14 protein-coding genes are annotated in these 21022 nt (G+C 63.7%); 10 read left to right on the forward strand and 4 right to left on the reverse strand.

The annotated features are described in order from the left end of the window. Nucleotides 1–225: 225 nt before the first annotated feature. Complete coding sequence (locus ACQ4MS_RS08690; protein ID WP_431099049.1) at nt 226–2118, forward strand: phosphoenolpyruvate carboxykinase (GTP); 1893 nt, start codon at nt 226–228, stop codon at nt 2116–2118. A 160-nt stretch (nt 2119–2278) separates the two neighbouring features. On the opposite strand, the gene ACQ4MS_RS08695 is transcribed toward ACQ4MS_RS08690, so the two are convergent. Beyond that, the gene (locus ACQ4MS_RS08695; RefSeq protein WP_431099050.1) at nt 2279–2941 is read right to left on the reverse strand and encodes a hypothetical protein; all 663 of its coding nucleotides are present in this window, start codon (nt 2939–2941) and stop codon (nt 2279–2281) included. Between the two features lie 156 nt (nt 2942–3097). Between ACQ4MS_RS08695 and ACQ4MS_RS08700 the strand changes: the two genes are divergently transcribed. Continuing rightward, nucleotides 3098–4054 (forward strand): LysR family transcriptional regulator, encoded by a 957-nt coding sequence (locus ACQ4MS_RS08700; RefSeq protein WP_431099051.1) that lies wholly within the window; start codon nt 3098–3100, stop codon nt 4052–4054. A 236-nt stretch (nt 4055–4290) separates the two neighbouring features. On the opposite strand, the gene ACQ4MS_RS08705 is transcribed toward ACQ4MS_RS08700, so the two are convergent. Next, nucleotides 4291–4926 (reverse strand): response regulator transcription factor, encoded by a 636-nt coding sequence (locus ACQ4MS_RS08705; RefSeq protein WP_431099052.1) that lies wholly within the window; start codon nt 4924–4926, stop codon nt 4291–4293. A gap of 115 nt (nt 4927–5041) precedes the next feature. On the opposite strand from ACQ4MS_RS08705, the gene ACQ4MS_RS08710 reads away from it, so the two are divergent. From ACQ4MS_RS08710 to ACQ4MS_RS08730, 5 genes are all read left to right on the forward strand, one after another. After that, a complete protein-coding gene (locus tag ACQ4MS_RS08710) occupies nt 5042–6865 on the forward strand; it encodes a hybrid sensor histidine kinase/response regulator (RefSeq protein WP_431099053.1) in 1824 nt (607 codons plus the stop codon). 216 nt (nt 6866–7081) lie between these two features. Further along, nucleotides 7082–10873, forward strand: coding sequence for an autotransporter domain-containing protein (locus tag ACQ4MS_RS08715; protein WP_431099054.1), 3792 nt, complete (start codon nt 7082–7084; stop codon nt 10871–10873). A 637-nt stretch (nt 10874–11510) separates the two neighbouring features. Next, nucleotides 11511–14219: an autotransporter outer membrane beta-barrel domain-containing protein gene (locus ACQ4MS_RS08720; protein WP_431099055.1), complete on the forward strand. Its 2709-nt coding sequence runs from the start codon at nt 11511–11513 to the stop codon at nt 14217–14219. A gap of 138 nt (nt 14220–14357) precedes the next feature. Then, the gene (locus tag ACQ4MS_RS08725; RefSeq protein ID WP_431099056.1) at nt 14358–15233 is read left to right on the forward strand and encodes a hypothetical protein; all 876 of its coding nucleotides are present in this window, start codon (nt 14358–14360) and stop codon (nt 15231–15233) included. Nucleotides 15234–15627: 394 nt separating this feature from the next. After that, nucleotides 15628–16614, forward strand: coding sequence for a Bug family tripartite tricarboxylate transporter substrate binding protein (locus ACQ4MS_RS08730; RefSeq protein WP_431099057.1), 987 nt, complete (start codon nt 15628–15630; stop codon nt 16612–16614). A 120-nt stretch (nt 16615–16734) separates the two neighbouring features. Here the strand turns inward: ACQ4MS_RS08730 and ACQ4MS_RS08735 are convergent, their stop codons facing one another. Beyond that, on the reverse strand, nt 16735–16911 hold the full coding sequence (locus ACQ4MS_RS08735; protein WP_431099058.1) for a hypothetical protein: 177 nt from the start codon (nt 16909–16911) through the stop codon (nt 16735–16737). 191 nt (nt 16912–17102) lie between these two features. On the opposite strand from ACQ4MS_RS08735, the gene ACQ4MS_RS08740 reads away from it, so the two are divergent. Beyond that, nucleotides 17103–18644 (forward strand): PAS domain-containing sensor histidine kinase, encoded by a 1542-nt coding sequence (locus tag ACQ4MS_RS08740; protein ID WP_431099059.1) that lies wholly within the window; start codon nt 17103–17105, stop codon nt 18642–18644. Between the two features lie 45 nt (nt 18645–18689). Here the strand turns inward: ACQ4MS_RS08740 and ACQ4MS_RS08745 are convergent, their stop codons facing one another. Continuing rightward, nucleotides 18690–19103, reverse strand: a complete 414-nt coding sequence (locus tag ACQ4MS_RS08745) for a DUF1801 domain-containing protein (protein WP_431099060.1) — start codon at nt 19101–19103, stop codon at nt 18690–18692. Between the two features lie 90 nt (nt 19104–19193). Between ACQ4MS_RS08745 and ACQ4MS_RS08750 the strand changes: the two genes are divergently transcribed. Then, nucleotides 19194–20045: a metallophosphoesterase gene (locus ACQ4MS_RS08750; RefSeq protein WP_431099061.1), complete on the forward strand. Its 852-nt coding sequence runs from the start codon at nt 19194–19196 to the stop codon at nt 20043–20045. A 417-nt stretch (nt 20046–20462) separates the two neighbouring features. Beyond that, nucleotides 20463–21008: a hypothetical protein gene (locus ACQ4MS_RS08755; RefSeq protein WP_431099062.1), complete on the forward strand. Its 546-nt coding sequence runs from the start codon at nt 20463–20465 to the stop codon at nt 21006–21008. Nucleotides 21009–21022 lie beyond the last annotated feature (14 nt).

The raw sequence follows: 21022 nt of genomic DNA on the forward strand, positions 1-21022 counted from the left end.
AATTGACCGGACGACCCGCGGAAGATGGAAAAGCAGGCCTGCGCTGCTGTTTTTTTCAATGCGCCGCAGCCCTTTTGTAGCCTGCGGCCCCGCCCACCGACCGGGACTTTTTTGTTGCGCAAGATGCTTCCAAGCCTTATTCCGGCAAACGTCTGAGTAGCACAACCGCCCGGGTTGCCGCGCGACGTTTCCCGAAATAACGGTTTTTAACTTTGGAGTTTTTCGATGAACCACCCCGCGATGCAAGGGCTTAACCTCAACACGCCCCCCTACGTCAAGAATGCCAAACTGATTGCCTGGGTTGCCGACATGGTGGCCTTGTGCAAGCCCGACAACATTTACTGGTGTGACGGCAGCGATGACGAATACCAGCGCCTGTGCCAGCAGCTGGTCGACGCCGGCACCTTCAAAAAGCTCAACGAAGCCAAGCGCCCGAACAGCTTCCTGGCCTGCTCCGACCCGACCGATGTGGCACGTGTGGAAGACCGCACCTTCATCTGCTCGGCCAAAAAGGAAGACGCCGGCCCGACCAACAACTGGATGGCGCCCGCAGAGATGCGCAGCACACTGCAGCCCCTGTTTGACGGCTGCATGAAGGGCCGCACCATGTATGTGGTGCCTTTCAGCATGGGCCCGCTCGGCTCACCGATCGCGCACATCGGTATCGAACTGTCTGACAGCCCTTACGTAGCCGTCAACATGAAGATCATGACCCGCATGGGCAAGGCCGTGTTTGACGTGCTGGGCGTCAGCGGAGAATTCGTGCCCTGCGTGCATACCGTGGGCGCACCGCTGGCCGAAGGCCAGAAAGACGTGAAATGGCCTTGCAACAAGACCAAGTACATCGTGCACTACCCTGAGACGCGCGAGATCTGGTCCTATGGCTCCGGCTACGGCGGCAATGCGCTGCTGGGCAAGAAATGCTTCGCGCTGCGCATCGCCTCCAACATGGGCCGTGCGGCGTCGCAGGACGGCTCCGGCAACCCGGGCTGGCTGGCCGAACACATGCTGATCCTCGGCGTGACCTCGCCTGAAGGCAAGAAGTACCACGTCGCGGCGGCGTTTCCGTCGGCCTGCGGCAAGACCAATTTCTCGATGCTGGTGCCGCCGGCAGGGTTTGAAGGCTGGAAAGTCACCACCATCGGCGACGACATCGCCTGGATCAAGCCTGGTGCGGACGGCCGCCTCTACGCGATCAACCCGGAGGCCGGCTACTTTGGCGTGGCACCGGGCACCAACATGCTGACCAACCCGAACTGCCTGCGCAGCCTGGACAAAAACGTCATCTTCACCAACGTCGGCCTGACCGACGACGGCGACGTCTGGTGGGAAGGCATGGAGCAGGACGCCCCCGGCAAGGCATTGCCTGCGCACTTGATCGACTGGCAGGGCAAGGACTGGACACCGCAGATCGCCAGGGAAACCGGCGCCAAGGCCGCCCACCCCAATTCGCGCTTTACCGTGGCCGCCACCAACAACCCGGCGCTGGACCCAGCCTGGAACGACCCCGCCGGCGTGCCGATTGACGCCTTTATCTTCGGCGGCCGCCGTTCCAACACCGTGCCGCTGATCACCGAAGGCCGCAACTGGGTGGAAGGCGTGTACATGGCCGCCACCATGGGCTCGGAAACCACCGCCGCCATCACCGGCCAGGTCGGTGTGGTGCGCCGCGACCCGTTCGCGATGATCGCCTTTGCCGGCTACAACATGGCCGACTACTTCCAGCACTGGCTCAACGTAGGCCAGAAACTGGAGGCTTCGGGCGCCAAGCTGCCCAGGATCTTCACCGCCAACTGGTTCCGCAAGGGCGAGGACGGCAAGTTCGTCTGGCCCGGTTATGGCGAAAACATGCGCGTCCTGAAATGGATGATCGACCGCATCGAAGGCAAAGGCCAGGGCGTGGAGCACATCACCGGCATCAGCCCCCGCTACGAAGACATGAACTGGACCGGCCTGGACTTCAACGCCGAGCAGTTCAAGACTGTGACCAGCATCGACAAGGCCGCCTGGCACAAAGAGCTGGAATTGCACGCCGAACTGTTCAAGCAACTCGAACATCACCTGCCGAAAGAGCTGGAGGAGACCAAAGCCGCCATCGAGCGCCGCCTGGCCGCCTGACCGGCACCGCTACGCGCGAGGTGCGCCGCATGACCTGCGGCGCACCTCATTCCTGGTGTGACTTCGCCAGGGCAAAAAAAAGCCACCGTATCCGGTGGCTTTTTTGTTGACGGCCGCTGTGAAGAGCGGCGCGGCGCCTCAGCGCCTGGACGTTTGGCGCTTAAATATAGTAGCGATGGTAAGCGCGCAGTTCAGGACCACCGAGGCGGATGGCACGCTGTGTCAGGCCAGCGGGAGCCGATGCCTCGACGGCCGGAGCAGCTACCGCGGCGACTTCAGCGTCGGCCTTGGCATTCGTCAGGTAAGCCTTCAGTTCAGCGCCACCCAGGCGGAGGGCACGTTGTGTCAGGCCGGCGGGAGCGGTGGCAACGGCAGACGGTGCAGCGTCAGCAGCAACTTCCACATCAGCCTGTGCACGCAGCAGGGCCATTTGCAGGTCGGCCATCACGCGGGGATCGTTCTTGGCGGCTTGCCACAGGCGCTGGTCGGCGCGGGCTTCAGCCAGGCTGCGTGACCAGCTGTCCAGACCAGCCTTGAGGCTGATGGCGGCATTGCGTGCAGCGCCGGCAAAAATTGCCAGGACAACAAACGCGACAGCCCACAAGCCGATCCACATGACCAGCAGGTGGCCTTCGGCGACGCTGTCCATGACCTGGTAAGCCACCACCATGACGGCAGCCGCAACGGCGGAGAGCAGCAGCGTGGCCAAGCCGCGGGTACCGGAGAGGGCACGCGCCAGCTGACGTGCGGCACCAAAGGCCGACTCAGCACGGACAACGCCGGGATGCTGTGTGGAGTATTTGATATTGACGAAGCTGGTCATGATGTTTCCCTTTGGTTAACTCCGCTGGGTTCAAATTGCAGCGGGTAAGAGGATATTAGGGTTATCACTGATGTTACTCAACTTTATCTTTATGATTCAAGTTATTCACAATGGTGATAATGTGGAGCTCACAGCCCCTTGGGGCACCTAAAAATCATGAATTCCCTCAATTTCCGCACGCTTGACCTGAACCTGCTCCGCGTTTTCGACGAGGTGATGGCCGAGCGCAGCCTGACCCGCGCGGCGCGGAACCTGTCCCTGACCCAGCCGGCCGTCAGCAACGCGCTGCGCCGCCTGCGCGAAACCCTGGGCGACGAGCTGGTGCAGCGCAGCGGCCAGGGCATGGCGCCCACCCCGCGCGCCGTGGCCATCTGGCCGGCGGTCCGCGAGGCCCTGCAGCAGCTGCAGGAGTCGCTGGTACCCAACGAGTTTGTGCCCGGCGAAGCCACCACCATCTTTGTGCTGGCCATGGCCGATGCCACGGCGGCCGAATTGATCCCCGGCCTTGTGGAAACCCTGGACCAGGAAGCCCCCGGCGTCTCGATCCGCGTGATTCCGCTCACCACGCGTGACCCGCGGCGCTTGCTGGACGAGGAACAGTGCGACCTGGCGGTTGGCTACTTCCCCTCGGTGCTGGCCGACCTGACGGCCGGTGCGCAGAGCGGGGAGCCCCTGCCCTTCCTTCACCAGCGCCTGTACGACGGCGAGTATGTCTGCGTCATGCGCAAAGACCACCCGCTGGCCACCGGGCCCTTCACGCTGAGCAGGTTCTGCGCGGCGCGGCACATGCTGGTGAGCTTTTCGGGCCGGCCCTATGGATTCGTCGACGAATCCCTCGCCTCGCTGGGCCGGGAGCGGCATGTGGTGCTGACCGTCAACCAGTTCTTCACCGCCGGCCGGGTCGTGGCGAACTCAAACCTGCTCACGGTACTGCCGCGGCATTTCGTCGGGGTGACAGGCATTGCCGACCAGCTGGTGCTGCGCCCCCTGCCGTTCGACGTGTCACCGGTGCACGTGGACACCCTGTGGCACCGGCGTTCGCAACAACGCAGCGCGCATGTGTGGCTGCGCCAGGTACTGGTGCGTGCGGCTGACAAGGCGTTCTCGGCTTGAGGTTCCCGGACGGCGGGCAACCCGCGCGCTCCACAACCACCGGGACGCTGCAAAAATAATAGCAATTGACGCCCACTAGTATCAGGCTGCAGCCGATTTTGATGCCCAAAAGACCGTTGGTGGGGCGCCGAAAACCGCAGTTCAGCATCGCATTTTTAAGCACCAAATCGGCCTCTAGCCTCATATAAACCGGCGCCAACAGCTATCTATTTGATAGCATCCTGCAGCCTGAATGGCTAGACCAACCCGGCCCGGATCGCAAATGCCGTGAGTTGGGCGCTGTTGTGCATGCCCAGTTTCAGCATCAGGTTGCGCCTGTGCGTACGCACGGTTTCACGCTGCAGCAGCAGGTTGGCGGCAATGCGTTTGCTGGACGCGCCTTCCGCCACCGAACACAGCACCTGCCTCTCGCGGTCGGTCAGCTTTCGCAGTTCGGCCAGCGCGTCAATGCCCGGCGGCTGGCGCAGTGCGGCAATGGATTCTGAAAAATGCAAATCGCCTTCGGCCAGCGCACGGATGGCGGCGATCAATTCGTCTGCCCCGCCACTTTTGTGCAAGGCGCCGTGCGCCGGGCTGGCAAAAATGCGCTCAATATCGGCGCGCTCCTGGCTGCCGGTGATCAGCAGCACCCGCGTCGGGCTCTGCGCGGCCTGAAGGGCCAGCGCCACGGCCACGCCGTCTTCGGGCGGCAGCTGGAAGTCGATCACCGCCACATCGGGCGCCTGCGCCAGTGCTTCGGCAATGGCCGTGTCACTACCGGCCACCGACGCCACCACTTCAATGTCGTCACACGACGCCATCAACGCGGCAAGGCCGTCGCGGACCAGGTCATGGTCATCGGCCAGCAGCAAGCGTATGGGTGTTTGCGTCATATCGTCCAGGCAAGGGAATCCACTACGATCGGCGGGGGCCGGGGATTGGATAGCGGGCAGCGCGGGCTGTGCGCCACCGGCATCGCCACGCCAACCCTGACGGATTCTACGCACCATGACCTCTGCCCATCCTGTGCTGTTCGAGCAGGTCCAGACGCTGTACAAGCAGTCCACCAGCACCTTCCTCGGCACACTGCTGGCGGGCACCGTTGCCGCGGTGGTGTTGCAGCCGTCCGGCCACGCCAACCCGCTGGCCGGCCAGCTGCTCTGGGGCTGGCTGGGCGCAGTGGTGCTGCTCACAGCCAGCCGCTTTGTCATGGTGCGGCGCTTCTTCAGGCGCGTGCAGGCGGCGCCCAGCCAGCAGTTGGACATCCACAGCACGCGCCGCGCGGCACGCGCCTTTGCCACCGGTTCTTTCATGTCCGGTTGCCTCTGGGGCATCCTGGGCCTGATGGCGTTTGACCCGCAGGCCTATGTGCCCACGCTGTTTCTGGGTTTTCTGTTGGGCGGCATGGTCAGCGGCGCGCTCGGTTCGCTCTCGGTGTATTACCCGGCCTTCATGGCCTATTCGATCCCCTCGGTGCTGCCGTTTGCCCTGCGCTGCATGACCGAGGGCCAGCGCGAGTTTGCCGGCTTCGGCCTTCTGACGCTGGTCTTCATGCTGGTCTGCCTGGGTTATGGCCGCGGCCTGAACCGCAGCCTGCGCAACTCCATCGAGCTGCGTTTTGAGAACGCCCAGCTGGTGCGCGACCTCGCCGCCGCGCGTGATCGGGCCGAGCTGGCCAGCGCCGACAAGACCGCCCTGCTGGCCGCCGCCACGCATGACCTGCGCCAGCCCGCGTATGCCGCCGGCCTCTTTGCCTCAGGCCTCAAGGTAACGCTGGCCAAGGCCTTCGCAGGCAGCAGCCAGCCCGTGGCCATGCAGGCCCAGCGCATGGCCGGCCAGCTGGAAACCAGCGTCATGGCCTTCAACGGCCTGCTCGAAGGCTTGCTCGACCTGGCACAGCTCGATGCCGGCGCCACCCCGCTGGCCGCCTCGGCGCTGCCCGTCGGTGCGTTGCTGGAATCCGTGGCCGGCACGCTGGCCGCCACCGCCGCGCAGCGCAACGTCCGGCTGCGTGTGCACGCCCGCCCCGAGCTGTGGGTCAATGCCCCGCCCGATGCGCTGCAGCGCATCGTGCTGAACCTCACCAGCAACGCCATCAAGTTCACCAGCGGCAGCGCGGTGCTGCTGTTTGCGCGGCTGCGGGCCGGCCAAGTGCACATCGGCGTCGTCGACACCGGCCCCGGCATTTCGGAAGCCGACCAGCAACGCCTCTTCGACGCGTTTGTGCGGCTGCCACAGGACAGGGAACAGGCCGGGCTTGGCCTGGGCCTGGCCATCGTCAAACGCCTGGCGGTGCAGATGAACGCCGACGTGGCGCTGAAGTCCGCGGCCGGTCGCGGCAGCCTCTTCAGCATCGCCCTTCCTTTGCATGCAGGCCGCGCGCCCCGAATCGGGTTGCCGCAGACAGCAAACGATGCATCGGCCGGCGGCTTCACCGGCTGGCAGGCCCTGGTACTCGACGACGACCCGCTGGCGCTGGCCGCCACCACGCAGGTCGTGGGCGAGTTGGGCCTGCCGGTGCAGTCGTTTGGCAGCGCTGACGCCGCCCTCGCCTGGCTCGGGCAAACAGGAAGCGGCGCAAGCCAGCGGCCCCACCTGCTGGTCACCGACCTGCACCTGGGCGACCCCGAAGGCCGCGACGGCCTGACGGTGCTCGCCGCCTTTCGTGCCCAGCTACCCGGCCTGCGCGCGCTGGTCATCACCGGTGAAACCGCGCCGGCCCAGCTGCAACGCATTGCCCACAGCGGCGTGCCCGTGGTGCGCAAGCCCTGCCAGCCGCGGGCGCTGCAGACGGCGCTGCGCGAAGTGCTGGCTGTGACGCGGGCCGCGTAAATAGTCCCGAGGCTGCAGCTGCCTCGCGCTGGCTCTACGAATCGAATAGTGCCGTAACCTAAGCACTACACGCGCCACTAGCTATCAATAGTATAGCAAAATCGGCCCGGCCGCTGCCGTTCCAAAACTCCATCTAACCCCTTTGCGGTATTTACGGCGGTGCTGCACCCGTCTTTAATCGCGTGGCACGTTTTGCAGTCACGCTTTCTCTGAACCATGAACATATCCCACCGCAGTCTCTGGAACCCCTCACTTGGCGCCTGGGTCGCCGTTTCTGAAATCACCCGGGCCTGCGGCAAGCGCAGCGGCGGGGCCAGCCTGACGGCAGTGGCCTGTGGCATGTTGGCACTGGGGATGCTATTGATACCCTGCGCAGGCCGGGCACAAAACTACGGGGCCACTGGATCCGGCTTATTCGGTGCCGCCGCCGGTGCGGACGGCGGTGGGCCAGTGGGTGGGATTGCGGGGACATTGGGGTCACCCAACGGCGGCAGCATCTCCACCAGCATAGGCGGAGGAGGCGGCGGCGGCGGTGGCTATAGCCACCTGGCTACCGGAGACGTCACTTCGGCACTTACTGGCGGAAGTGGGGGGCAGGGATATTACGCCACTGACGGTTCTGGCGGCGGCGGGGACGGTGTGCGCATTACCGCTCCGGGCCCGGTGGCGGTATCTGCGACAGTTCAAGGGGGCACCGGCGGCGGGGGCGACGGCGGCGGTGGCGGTGGCGGTGCTGGAGTGGTATGGCTGAGTAACGGCGGTTTAAACACGTCAGCGCAAATAACAGGCGGGGCGGGCGGCCATGGTCTTGTCGGCGGCGGCGGCGGAGGCGCCGGCGTGATTCTGCAAGGTGCCGGGCAACTGACAACTTCTGCAGGCATCACCGGCGGCAATGGTGGCACGGGTTCAACCGCTTTTGGCGCAGGCAACGCAGGCGCCGGTGTACTCCTGGTCGGTGCGGGAAGCGTCACCACCACAACCACAGGTACCATTCGCGGCGGAGACGGCATCGGTATTGGCCGAGGCGGCGCCGGTGTTGCCCTGCTGTCGGGTGGAACCTTGGTCAACGCCGGCACCATTCGGGGGGGATACGGAGCGGGTACGGGCAGCGGGGGTGTGAACGCGGGGACTAGCGCCGGAGCGGGCAGCGGAGGGGCCGCGGGTTTTACGCCCAATACACCCCAGACGGGCAACGGGGGGGCGGGCATCATTGGCGCGGGTGTGAGCATCACCAACAGTGGCACCATTGCTGGCGGCACGACGGGAGCCGGCCGAGCCAATGCCATCACCTTCACCGGCGGCAGTAACACGCTGACGCTGCAAACCGGCTCGGTACTGACGGGCGCTGTCGAAGTTGGCAGCGGCGCCACGGCCCTCATCGTGGCGGACAACGGGGGCCTGACATTTGGCAACCTTCTCCTGGGCGGTAACGCCACCGTGAACACGAGCGGGAACACGCTGACGGCCTCTGGCATCATTTCGGGCGCGGGAACCCTGAGCAAGACAAGCCTCGGCAATTTGATTCTGGCGAGCGCCAACACCTTCACCGGCGGTACCACGCTCAACGCAGGCGCATTGACGTTGGGCCACAACGCAGCCCTCGGCACCGGCGACCTGACAGTCGGCATCGCTTCCACCCTCACCAACAGCACCATGGTGACAGCGAGCAACAACGTCACGCTGAACGCCAACCTGACCGTCGGCGTCACCAACGCGCTGCGCCTGAATGGCAACATCACCGGCGGCGGCGGTCTGATCAAAACCGGGGCTTCCAGCCTGACACTGGGGGGCGTCAACAACTTCTCGGGCACGGTGGCGCTGAACGCCGGCACGCTGATACTGGCATCCAACACCGCGTTGGGCACGGGAGCGTTGAACGCAGCAGGCGGCACCACGCTGGACGCTGCGACGGCCGTCACGGCCAACAACAACCTGAACTTGGGTGGCGACCTCAACATAGGCGGCAGCTCCGACATGACACTGGCGGGTGTGGTCGCCGGCGCAGGCAGCCTGACCAAGAACGGCACGGCCAACCTGACCCTCACCAATGCCAACAATTTCCTCGGGGGAGTGACGCTCAATGTCGGCAGCTTGACTGTCGGCAATGCATCTGCGCTGGGTTCTGGCAGCCTGACCGTGGGCGGCAGTTCAACCCTCAACAGTTCGACGGCGGTGACACTGTCCAACGACGTTACTTTGAATGCCAACCTAGCAGCGGGCGGCGCTAACGCACTGACGCTGGGCGGCGTGATCAGCGGGGCCGGCGGCCTGAACAAAACCGGCAGCGGCACGCTGACGCTGACAGGCGCCAACCTCTACACAGGCGGCACCACGGTGTCCGCAGGCACGCTGTCTGTCAACGGCACCCTCTCCAACGCGGCCGTCACCGTCAACAACGGCGGCACGCTGGGCGGTAACGGCACGGTAGGCAGCACCACCATCGCTGCAGGCGGCGTGGTGGCACCGGGCAACTCCATCGGCACACTGACGGTCAACGGCAACGTGACCTTTGCGGCCGGTTCCACCTACCGTGTGGAAGTCGATGCCGCCGGCGCGAATGACCGCATCAACGCCACCGGCACCGCGACGATCAACGGCGGCACGGTCGATGTGCAGGCCGGCGCCGGCACCTATGCCGCCAGCACGCAGTACACCATTCTCAACGCGGCAGGTGGGCGCACAGGCAATTTTGCCGGCGTCACTTCCAACCTGACCTTCCTCACACCGACACTGGGCTATGACGCCAACAATGTTTTCCTGACATTGGCGCGCAATGACATCAGCTTCAGCGCCGTGGCCGCCACACCCAACCAGATCGCCACCTCCACCGCTTTGCAGAATGCGAACGCTGGAGCAACGGGAGACATGAGCACGGTGCAAACCGCGCTGACGGGGCTTTCAGCAGCGCAGGCGCGTGCCGCGTATGACTCAGCCAGCGGCGCCGGCATCGTGGCCCTGCGCCGCGCGGGTGCGGGTTTCGCTGCCAGCTTTGGCAATCAGTTGCAGGCCCGGCTGGGTGCGCAGGCGAATACGGCCAACGGGGTTGCCAACTCCTTCACCAGCCGCCCGGTGCTGCTGGCGGCGAACGACCACCTTTCGGATTTGATGGCGCCTGTTTCTGACTCGGCGCCGCAGAAGTTTTCATTAAATGGCGGTGCCTCTTCGCTTTCTTCTTCATCGGACGCAGCAAGCAAAAGTTTCTGGGTTCGCGGCAACGGCGGCTATGGCAATACCGACAACGACGGCAATGCCGCAGCAAGCCGGCTTCGCAACTCGGGGCTGAGTGTTGGATTTGATGCTGAAGTGAAAGACGGCGTTCGCGTCGGCGTTGCGGCTACGGGCGGCACGTCGCGCGTCTCCACCGACAACAACGAAAGCGGCAAAACACGAAGCACCGCAGTCGCGGTTTACGGCAGCTACGCGACCGGCCCCTGGAACTTCAGCGGCTCCGCCAGCCTGGGCTGGGGCAAAAACCACCTGGATCGAAGCATCACCATCGGTGCGCTGAACCGCGTGGCTTCTTCAGACTTCGACAGCAGCGCGCTATCCGCTTATGGTGAGGCGACCTACTCAATGCCCATGAATGGCTGGACCTTGCAACCTCTTGCAGGCCTGTCGCTCAACAGAAACAAGGCGGATGGTTTTACGGAAACCGGCGCAGGCGCGCTAAACCTACAGGTCGCAGGTCAGACCGTCAATTCATCCAAGGTCATGCTGGGTGCCAAGGCATCCTTTGACGCAGGCCGCATCCGCATTGAACCGCGCGTGATCTGGGCGCATGAGTTCGGTGACCTCAACACGCCGATGACGGCGCAGTTTCAAGGCGCGGCGACGGCTTCACCTTTCCAGGTTTCGGGTGCGGCGCTCAAGCGTGACACGCTGATCCTCGGGCTGGGTGCCAGCGGCAGTATCAGCAAAGGTGTGGACCTGTTCGCCGATGTTCAGGCTGAGCACAATTCAGCCCAGCGCAAAGTGGCTGTGCTGGTTGGGCTGCGCAGCCGCTGGTAATACGGAAAGTCGGCTCACAGCCGCCTACAGCCTCATAGCGCCACAAACCAATAAAGACGGGCGTGTGCAGCTCCGTTTTTCATAGCGCTCTCTCCTGGCCGGGCGTTTCGTCACGCCACCAAGCCATCCCAATCCCGCAGCCGACCGGCCAGCACGGCAATTCCGACGCTCCAAGCGGGGCAATTCAAGACCCTGCCACTACACGGCGGGCAATCCAGCGCGTCCACGCGGCAGTGTTTTGTGCTTTCAGACCGCCTTCTGGCAGCCCTCGGCCAGCCTCATTCATCCAAATTAATTCTTTGGTTTTGCTATTTGACGTCCAGGAAGCCGAAGGTGGTCAAACGGTCTACTTGCAAAAAAATGTAACGTAAAGCAAAGTCATACAAGGCATCGCTCCGCCTGACGCGGCCTTTATTGCACCGGAAATCATTATCTGGATTCACGTTAAAAAATGTTAACGGGCTGCCGACGGCTCCGCGCAACCCGCCACCGGTGCCCGTTATAGCGCGGCGGCGGCTCGGAATCCCTATGACCTCGCGGCTTGAATGACACAACAACAAACAGCGCCAGCATGAATTCCTGTCCGCACCTTCCTCTCAGACCGCTTTGCCTGGCACTGACCCTTGTAGGCTTGGCCATGGCGCCGCAAGCAGGCCACACCCAAGTCCCCAACGATTTCAACCCCGCAGCCAACCAGGACTGGAACAACCCCGCCAACTGGAGCGGCGGCACCCCCACCGCCGCCAGCGTGGCAAGGGTCCCGACGAACCAGCAGGTCGACATTGGCGGGGCGGCCCAGGTGGGCACGCTGCAGGTCGAAGGAAGCGGCCAGGTGGTCGTCAATCCCGGGGGTACGCTGGCCGCCGGCACGATCCTGCTGGGTACCGTGCCAGCACCGGGTGCCGTGGCATCACTGTTGGTTGACGGAAGCGTCTCGGCCAGCTGGGTGAGCGTGGGCGACGCAGCGACCGGAGGCCAGATCATCGTGACCGGCGCCGGCGCCAGCCTGAATGTGGCGCCGCCCAGTCTGGCCGCCGGCGACCAATTCATTGTTGGCAACACTGGCGATGGGGTGCTGGGCATACGCTCGGGCTCCACCGTCACGGTAGGCGGCACCCGCACCCTGCATCTGGGCCGCGTGGGCACCGGAGCGCTGATCATCGGCGACATCGGACCCAGCGGCACGCTGGATGCCAGCGCCGTGGTTCTCGGCAATGCCGGCTCCAGCATCAAGTTCAACCAGAACGACGCCACCCCCTACACCTTTTCCGCGGCGATCAGCGGCACCGGATGGGTCGAAGTGTTCAGCCACGGCGGGGTTTCCTCTACCGTACTGACAGGCGTCAACAGCTACACCGGCGGCACCTTTATCAGGACCAACGGCCGCCTGACCGGCACCACCACCAGCCTGCAAGGGGCTATCAGCAATGAGGGTTTGCTGACTTTCGACCAGACTGCCAATGGCACGTTTGCGGGGTCCATCGGCGGAAGCGGAACGCTTATCAAGGAAGGCGCTGGCACGGTGATCCTGTCGGGCACCAACACCTACACCGGCGCCACCATCATCAATGGCGGCACCTTGCGCGGCACCACCGCCAGCCTGCAGGGCTTCATCACCAACCGCGCCAATCTGGAATTCCTCCAGGCGGGCAACGGAACGTTTGCCGGCGTCATCAGCGGTACCGGCAATGTGGTCAAAAGCGGCACGGGCAATGTCAGTTTTTCCGGCACCAACACCTACAACGGACCCACCATCGTCACCGGTGGCACGCTGTCGGTTAACGGCAGCCTGACCAACTCCACTGTGCAGGTAATGAACGGCGGCACTCTGGGCGGCACAGGTTCCGTGCGCAACACCACCATCCAGTCGGGCGGCGCGCTGGCGCCCGGCAATTCCATCGGCACCTTGACCGTCGTCGGCAACCTCACCTTCAATGCGGGCTCCAATTACAGCGTGGAGGTCGATTCAGCCGGCAGCAACGACCGCACGAATGCGACCGGCACGCTGACCATCAACGGCGGCACGGTCAACGTGCTGGCAAGCGCCGGCACCTACTCGCCGAGCACGCAGTACACCATCCTCAATGCCACGGGCGGGCGAACTGGCGTCTTCAACGGGGTGAACACCAACCTGGCGTTTCTGACGCCCTCGCTCACCTATGACCCCAACAATGTGTACCTGACCCTGGCGCGCAACAGCACCGGTTACAACAACCTGCCCGGCATGACGCCCAACCAGCAGTCGGCCTCCAACGCCCTTCAAGACGCCTCCGGCGGTGCAAGCGGTGACATGAGCACGGTGCTCAGCGCCATCAATAGCCTGTCGGCGCCGCAGGCCCTGGCTGCTTTTGATGCCATAGGCGGTGCCAACCTGGTGGCCTTGCGCCGCGCCGGCCCCAGCTTTGCCGCCGCATTTGGCGAACAGTTGCAGACACGCGTGGGCCGAAGCAACCAGGGCTCCGTGTGCGGGAGCGACGATATCGCGGGCCGCGAAGCCCTGAGGGCACTTTTTCCGGCCACCGAAGACGGTTGCGGTTTCTGGCTGCGCGGTTATGGCGGCTACCAAACCACCGACAGCGACGGCAATGCCATGGCCAGCCGCCTGAACAGCACCGGCCTGAGCGCGGGTTACGACGCAGAAATGGGCCAGGGTTGGCTGCTGGGTGGCGCCGTCACAGTCGGCACATCAAGGGTCAGCTTTGATTCGAGCGATCAGGGCAGGGCCCGGAGTACAGCGCTGGCGATGTACGCTGCCTATGCCGACGGTGCGTGGCGCCTGAATGGCCTCACCAGTGTGGCATTTCACAGCAACCATATGGACCGCGGCATCGTGGTGGGGCCGATCAGCCGCGTGGCTTCGTCTAATTTCAGCAGCAGCACCGCCACGGCCTACGGCGAGTTGACCTACGACCTGGACATGACCGGCTGGACGCTGCAACCGATGGCCGCGCTGGCCTTCAGCCGCAACCAGACCAACGGTTTCGCCGAGCAGGGCGCCGGTGCGCTCAACCTGCAGGTTGCCGCGCAAACCGTGTACTCGACAAAATCACTGGTCGGGCTGAAGGCCGGTTTCGACATCGGACGGTTGCGGATTGAACCGCGGCTGGTGTGGGCGCATGAATTTGGCCAATACAACACCCCGATGACGGCGCAGCTGCAGGGCGCCGGCACGCCATACCAATTCCAGATTGCGGGCGTAGCCCTCAATGCCAACACGGTGGTCCTGGGCGTGGGCGTTTCGGGCCACATCCACGACAACTTCAAGCTCTTCGCCGACCTCCAGACCGAACAGAACGCACGCCAGCGCAACCTCGCCCTGCTGATGGGGGTGCGCGGCAAATGGTGAACACGGCAACCCGAAGCAAATGGCCCCGTTTCGGCCCACCTGTTGGCCCGTTACCGGCTTAGCCAACTTAAACCGACTTGATAAACCACTTAACCCCTCGTCACACCAGCCGCGTCATACCTCATGGCTTACAAAAGCATGCCCCCTATTCCCTCACCATCCCTGCCGCTTCTCCCGCCGCACAAACCCAAACCGAAACCCGGCAAGGACGCCGGCGCCCACCGATACGACACCATCGTTTTTTTGCTGATCATCGGCCTGGCGATTGTGGTGGCAGGCAGCGCGGCGCGTTACACCCTGGTAGACCGGCCTGCGGCCAAGGCACAAAAGGAAGCCCAGCTGCTGATGCAACAGCTGATGGCCGCGAACCAGAAGAACCAGCAGCAACTTGAACAAAAACTCGCCGAAGCCAAGGCCCAGACCGAGGCATTGCGCGCCAACATGGAGCAAATGAAGGCCGAGATCCAGCAGCCCAAGGCCGCAGCAGAACCGGTTCCGGAGACGGTGCAGAAACCGGTGCCCGACGCCCAGGCCGCGGAGCGCAAGCGGCTGGAGCGCGTCAAGGTGGTCGATGAACTGGTGGACTCGCTGACGCCGAACCTGCAGGTGAAGTTCCAGCAAAAGGTCACCTGGCTGGACCGCAGCGTCTCCTTCGGTTTTAGCCTGACCAACGCAAGCCGCCGCGCCGTCCGCGTGACCCCGCCGCGCATCGCCCTGACCCTCAACCCCCTGCCCAATACGAGGCTGACCGCGAAATCCAGCGATGTGCAGGCTGACATCTGCCCTGGCGGCTTGATCGGGCCCGGAGAGACGATTAACTGCAATGTGGTGCTGCGTTCAGAAGCCACCTTCACCGGCGTCGGCCACATTCCGTTTCGCGCCGTCATCTCAGCACGCACGGAACTCCCGGCGACCAGCGAAACCTGGAAAACCGTGCGTTCCGCCTACAAGGAAGCCTACCTTGAGGAACGCATGGTCAAAAGCGTCTCCTTCAATGGAGAGCTATGGCGTTGACCGGATGCGCGCCTGTCCGGAGCCACGGTCACTGAAGCTCCACCCGGCAAGCAGGCGCTACCCGCTGCCAATGCTATTTAATTGATAGCAGCTTGCGCCCGTTTTTATTGGGGAGAAGGCCGTTTAGGCACCTGAATCGGGAGTTTTGAGGCGTTTCAGGGCTGTGAAGGCCTTGCAGCACCCAGGAGCCGCTCAACGGCCGCATACCTTAGAACAACCCATTTCGGGCATCAAATTGGCCCTTTGCCCAATAACACGGGCCACAAGCAGCTATCAATTCAGGAGCAAAACCCCGGCCCAACCAGGCTCCGGCGGAGCTACTGGAACGGGTTCCATCCAAAGGGCATGCTTTTTGCACACAGTTTTGCCCACAAACCGTATGCAGGAGCCGCGCATGACCCCCCGCCCACAGACCCACATCCCGCGCCGCACTGCGCTGAAGATCCTCGCCGGCAGTGCCGCGTCGATGGCGCTGCCAGCCTTTGCTGCCTGGCCGGACAAACCGGTCAGGATCGTGGTGACCTTTCCAGCCGGCGGCGCCAGCGACATCGTCGCGCGCGTGTTGGCCGAACAACTGGGCAAAAAGCTGGGGCAGTCGGTGGTGGTCGATAACCGGCCGGGCGCCGGCGGCAGCGTGGGCGGCCTTGCCGTGGCACAGGCGCCGGCGGACGGCTACACGCTGATGCTGAGCAACTCGACGCCGGTGTCCATCGGCCCGTTTGCGCTGGAAAAGCAACCCTACGACCCGGTGGAAGGCTTCACCCATATCGCGCTGATCGGCAATGCGCCCTGCGTGGTGATGGCCAACCCGCTCGCGCCCATCAAGACGATCACCGACGTCGAAGCACAGGCGCGCAAGGCCGGCCGGCTGGATTTCGGCTCGGGGGGGCCGGCCTCAATCGGCCACATCTACGGCGAACTGATGAAAAAAGCCATGGGCGTGAACCTGGTGCACATTCCGTACCGCGGCGGTGCGCCCATGACGACCGACCTGATCTCGGGCGTGATTCCTGTGGGCATCGACGTGCTGACGGCTTTTGTGCCTTACTTCAAGAGCGGGCAGCTGGTACCGCTGGCCGTGACCTCGGCCACCCGCTCGCCGCTGGTGCCCGATGTGCCCAGCGTGCTGGAGTTTGGCTACCGCAAGCTGGTGCTGGACAACTTCTTTGGCCTGAGCGGCCCGGCGCGCATGCCCGCCGACATCGTGGCGCGGCTCAACAGCGCGTGCAACGAGATCCTGGCAACAGCGGAGATCAAGAAGAAAATGCTGGATCTGGGCATCACCACCCAGCCCATGAGCCCGGCTGCGTTCACCGGTTTCGTCAAGGAGCAGGTGGCTGTCCTGGGGCCCGCCGTCAAAGGGGCGGGCGTGAAGCTCTGACCGCATCCGCCCCGAGCGAGACCGGTCTTTACCAGCTGAAGCCGTGGTATAGCTTTACCAGCAGCAAGGCGGCTGGCCCCTGAGGGGGCAGCGACCCACGCAAGTGGGGGGCGTGGGGGCTCAGCGAACCACGCTGAGGTAGGCGTAGGCGGCGCTGCGCAGTTCCTGGGCTTGCAACGGATTGCGGCCGGCGCGTGCTTCGGCGCGTTCCATCAGGTTGTGGGCCACACCGTTCACAGGGGCCACGCGGGTAGCGGCAGGCAGGAAACGGGCGATCTGGGAAATCAGGCTGTACATGTCAGGGTCACCTTCGTGGGGTGAAAAAGTTGCGATGACTGAAGAATAAGGGTTTTCCCTAGGGTTTCAACCCTAGCCCAACCCCTTATCCATGCAAAGGATGCATAACGTGCCGTGCCACAGCACATGCACACCCCATCTAGGTGATTTCCGGGGAAAACTTCACGGAGGCGGGAGGCTATGCTTGGCCTGTGGCCCATCCTTCCAGTCCTCCTTCTTCGCCCCCGGCTGAAACGCAGGCCTCAGCGCCCGGTGAGGCGCTGGCGCTGCTGCGGCAGATTGCCTCGAATATTGACGCCATGCTCTGGTCCTGGGACCCGCATACCGGCCGCATTACCTATACCAATCCGGCTTTCGAGGCTTTCTGGGGCTTGTCGGCTGACACGCTGGCTGACAAGCCCTGGCAGTGGCTGGCACATGTGGACCTGGCGGACCGTGAGCGGGTGCTGAACCTGCAGACCAGCGCCCAAAAGCGCAGTGAAGAGTACAAAGTCATCCGGCCGCAGGGGGGCAATGCGCGGCTGAACCAGCGCGCACTGCCGATGTACAGCTCCTCGGGGCAATTGCTGCGCGTCATCCACCTGGCCAACAACATCACCTGGCAGCTCGACACGTCCAAACAGCTGCGCGTGGAAATCGGCCGGCGTACCGACTCCGAGGCCAAGTACCGCGCGGTGGTGGAAAACGTCAGCGAGGGCATTCTGGTCACGGCGGCCGGGCGCATCCTGTATGCCAACCCCAAGGCACTGGAGTTGACCTCGCTGGACGAGGAAACCGCCAAGTCCCGGCCCTTTATTGAATTCATCCATCCCGACGACCGCGAGAAGGTCATGGGCAACCACATGAAGCGCCTGCGCGGCGAGGCCGTGGACAACTATTACCAGTTTCGCGTGCAGCACAGCCACAGCGCTACACGCTGGCTGGAGATCAGTGCGGTGATGTTTGAATGGCAGGGCGAGCCGGCGACGCTCAACTTCCTCACCGACGTTACGCGCAAGCGCCAGGCCGAGGAAGACATGCTCAAGGCCCTCGCGCATGAGCGGGAGCTGTCGGAGCTCAAGTCCCGTTTTGTCGCCGTGGCGTCGCACGAATTCCGCACCCCGCTGGCCGCCATCCTGTCGTCCGTGGAGCTGCTCGATGCCTACGGCCCCAGCTTTCCGGCCAGCGAGCGCCGCGAGCTGCTCGGGCAGATCAAGACGGCGGTGGCCCGCATGAACAGCATGGTCGAGCAGGTACTGATGACCAGCCGGCTGGAGCTGGGCAAATTCCAGTTCGAAGCCGCACCGCTGGCGGTGCCCGACTGGCTGGTGCAGGTGATGGGCGAATTCGAGCGCGGCAACCCGCAGGCCTCGCGTGTGTCGCTGACCTGCGACGGCCTGGACGCGCCGCGCACAGCGGACCAGCAGCTGCTGCGCTACATCGTGGTCAACCTGGTGGGCAATGCGCTGAAATATTCACACCCGGACACCCCGGTGCAGTTTGCGGTCCGCGGGGAGGGTGAGCAAATTCACCTGCGCATCAGCGACCAGGGCATCGGCATCCCGGAAGCGGACCTGCCGCGGCTGTTCGGCAGCTTTCACCGCGGCACCAATGTCGGCAACATCTCCGGTACCGGCATTGGCCTGCATATCGTGAAGGAATGTGTGGACCTGCACCAGGGGCAGATTGAGGTCAGCAGCCGGGCCGGGCAAGGCACGACCTTCACCGTACGGCTGCGGGCGCCCCTGGCCTGACGCCTTTGCGCCTTTGCGCCGCCGGGTCACCGGTTCGCTCACCGGTCAGGGGTGATGTTTGCGGTGATAGGTCAACGCCGCCTGGATGCAAAACGCCAGTGCGTCATGCGGCGGAGCATCCGTGCTGTCCAGCACGATGGCCCGGTTGCCTTCGTAGCGAAGCTCCCGCGGAAACAGCGTGCGGAAGGTATCCACCAGCGTGGTGTTGCAGTTGAAGTACAGCGCGTACTGCGACGGACTGGATTTGACCGGCCCGAGGCGGATGGTGCTGCCGCTTTTGCTGGCTGAGGTGAGGTAAGCCGGTTCACCCCATTTGAGCGTTTCCTCGATCTTGCCGACACCGGGGGTGGCCGACGCCGTGTCCAGGATCAGCTGGCGCAGGGCCAGCAGCTTGCGCCGCAACAGCGGCGGGTAGGCCGCGAAGGTCTGCGCAACGGCGGCATTCTCGATTTGCGTCACAAGGGTTCCTGTTCATTTTCTGGTGCCATTGGAATCTAGCGCACCGGTGCAAGACGGCGCAAGCGAAACATCTTCCCGCACAATGAGCGGGTGAATATCCAGCTCCTTTCCGACCTGCATCTTGAATCCAATCCCAACTTCACGGCGCAACCTGTGCCCGGTGCTGGCCTGCTGGTGCTGGCCGGCGACATCGGCTCCTACCAGAAGGGCTCGCTGCTGGATGAATTGAACATCAGCGACTTTGGCCTGGCGCGGTTTTCGCCACTGTCGGTAGCGCGCGGCGGCGCAGGCTGGCCCACACCGGTGCTCTTTGTGCCCGGCAACCACGAATACGACGGCCTGGACTTTGATGAGGCCCATGCGCGGCTGCGTCAAACCTGCGAGCGACTGGGCATCATCTGGCTGGAACGCGAAACCGTCGTGATCGAAGGCGTGCGTTTTGTGGGCAGCACGCTGTGGACCGACTTTGACGCCCTGAGCGAAGGCCAGGCCCAGGCAGCAGACATCACCCTGGGCGAACAATTGAAGGCGCGTGAAAAAGCCTTTCGCGCGGCCAACTTCTACCTTCATAAAAACCATTCCTTCCGCGCCGGCCAGCCGCTGCTGGCGGCCGACGTGCGTGAAGAAGGCCTCAAAAGCCAGGCCTGGCTGCGGCAGGCGCTGGCTGTGCCGTTTGAAGGGCCTACCGTGGCCGTGACACATTTCGCGCCCAGCCTGCTGAGCGCCGACCCGCGTTATGGCTTGGTGCCGGGCACTGCGGGGTTCTGCAACGCACTGGACGACCTGCTGCCGCTGGCCGATCTGTGGCTGCATGGTCATCTGCACTGCGCGATTGACTACGTCAGCCGGGGCTGCCGCGTGGTGGCCAACCCGCTGGGGTATGCGCGCAAACACGAGCAGGAGGCATTTTTGCCCAATTTATTGATCAAAATCGGGGACTAGCCCTTTAAGTCCAGGCGCCAGTCGCTATCAAAACAATAGCGTTTGACGGGCGAAACATGACATGAGTTTCTGCCCCGGCAACAGAAAAGTGTGCCTTGAGCGCGTCATAACCGGAGACGCATCGCAGGTAATTATTTCCCATTGATTTCCCATTGATCCCTCGCCGCTGTGCTGGCCGCCGACGGGCCATGCATGCGTGCGTCGCAGTTATCACCCCGTCAATGCAGCTGCGGCGCGGTGTGCCAGATTTTTTGGGGCTCCCTCTTTGACTTTTCCGAACTTTCCTGCGATTGCACAACCCAACACGCCATAACACTTTGTTCCAATTGATGGTTTGCGTGGCATTGGGCTTGCCTGTATCTTGACTGAAGCGGTACAGCAACATCTCTTGCACTGCAGCCGCATCGGGAGAGCACCATGAAAAGCAATGCGTCCTATCTTGGCGCCTGGCTCGCCGCCGTCGGGCTGGCGGTTGCGTTCGCGTTTGCGGCACCCAATGACTCCAGCGTGATGGGCCGTTTGCCGGCCTTCATGGCGCAAACCCTGCTGCGACAGCCGGTTAACGTGCCCGATGGCCTGCCCTCCGACCGCACCCTCGCCCTCATCACTTTCCAGCGCGGCCAGCATGCGCAGGTCGAGAGCTGGATCGAGGGGCTGAACCTGCGAAATGACCCGTCCATCACCTGGGTGCGCATGCCAGTCGTCAACGACCCCGGTACCTTGACGGGCCGCAGCGCCGTCGAAAACAAGCTTCTGAAGCACTACCCGGCCGACACCGAACGGGCCAAGCTGGTTCCGGTGTTCACCGACCGCGCCAGTTTTGTACGGTCTGCCGGTCTCAACAGCATTGACCAGGTGTACGCCGTAGTGGTCAATCGCCAGGGTGATGTACTGGCGCGGGTTGAAGGCCAGTTCGATGCGAACAAAGCCCAGACCCTTCGCGAAACTTTGAAGAACTTTTAGCCCCCACGCTTGCT

The sequence above is a fragment of the Polaromonas aquatica genome, assembly GCF_050626995.1.
In the GTDB taxonomy this organism is placed as follows: Bacteria; Pseudomonadota; Gammaproteobacteria; order Burkholderiales; family Burkholderiaceae_C; genus Polaromonas; species Polaromonas aquatica_A.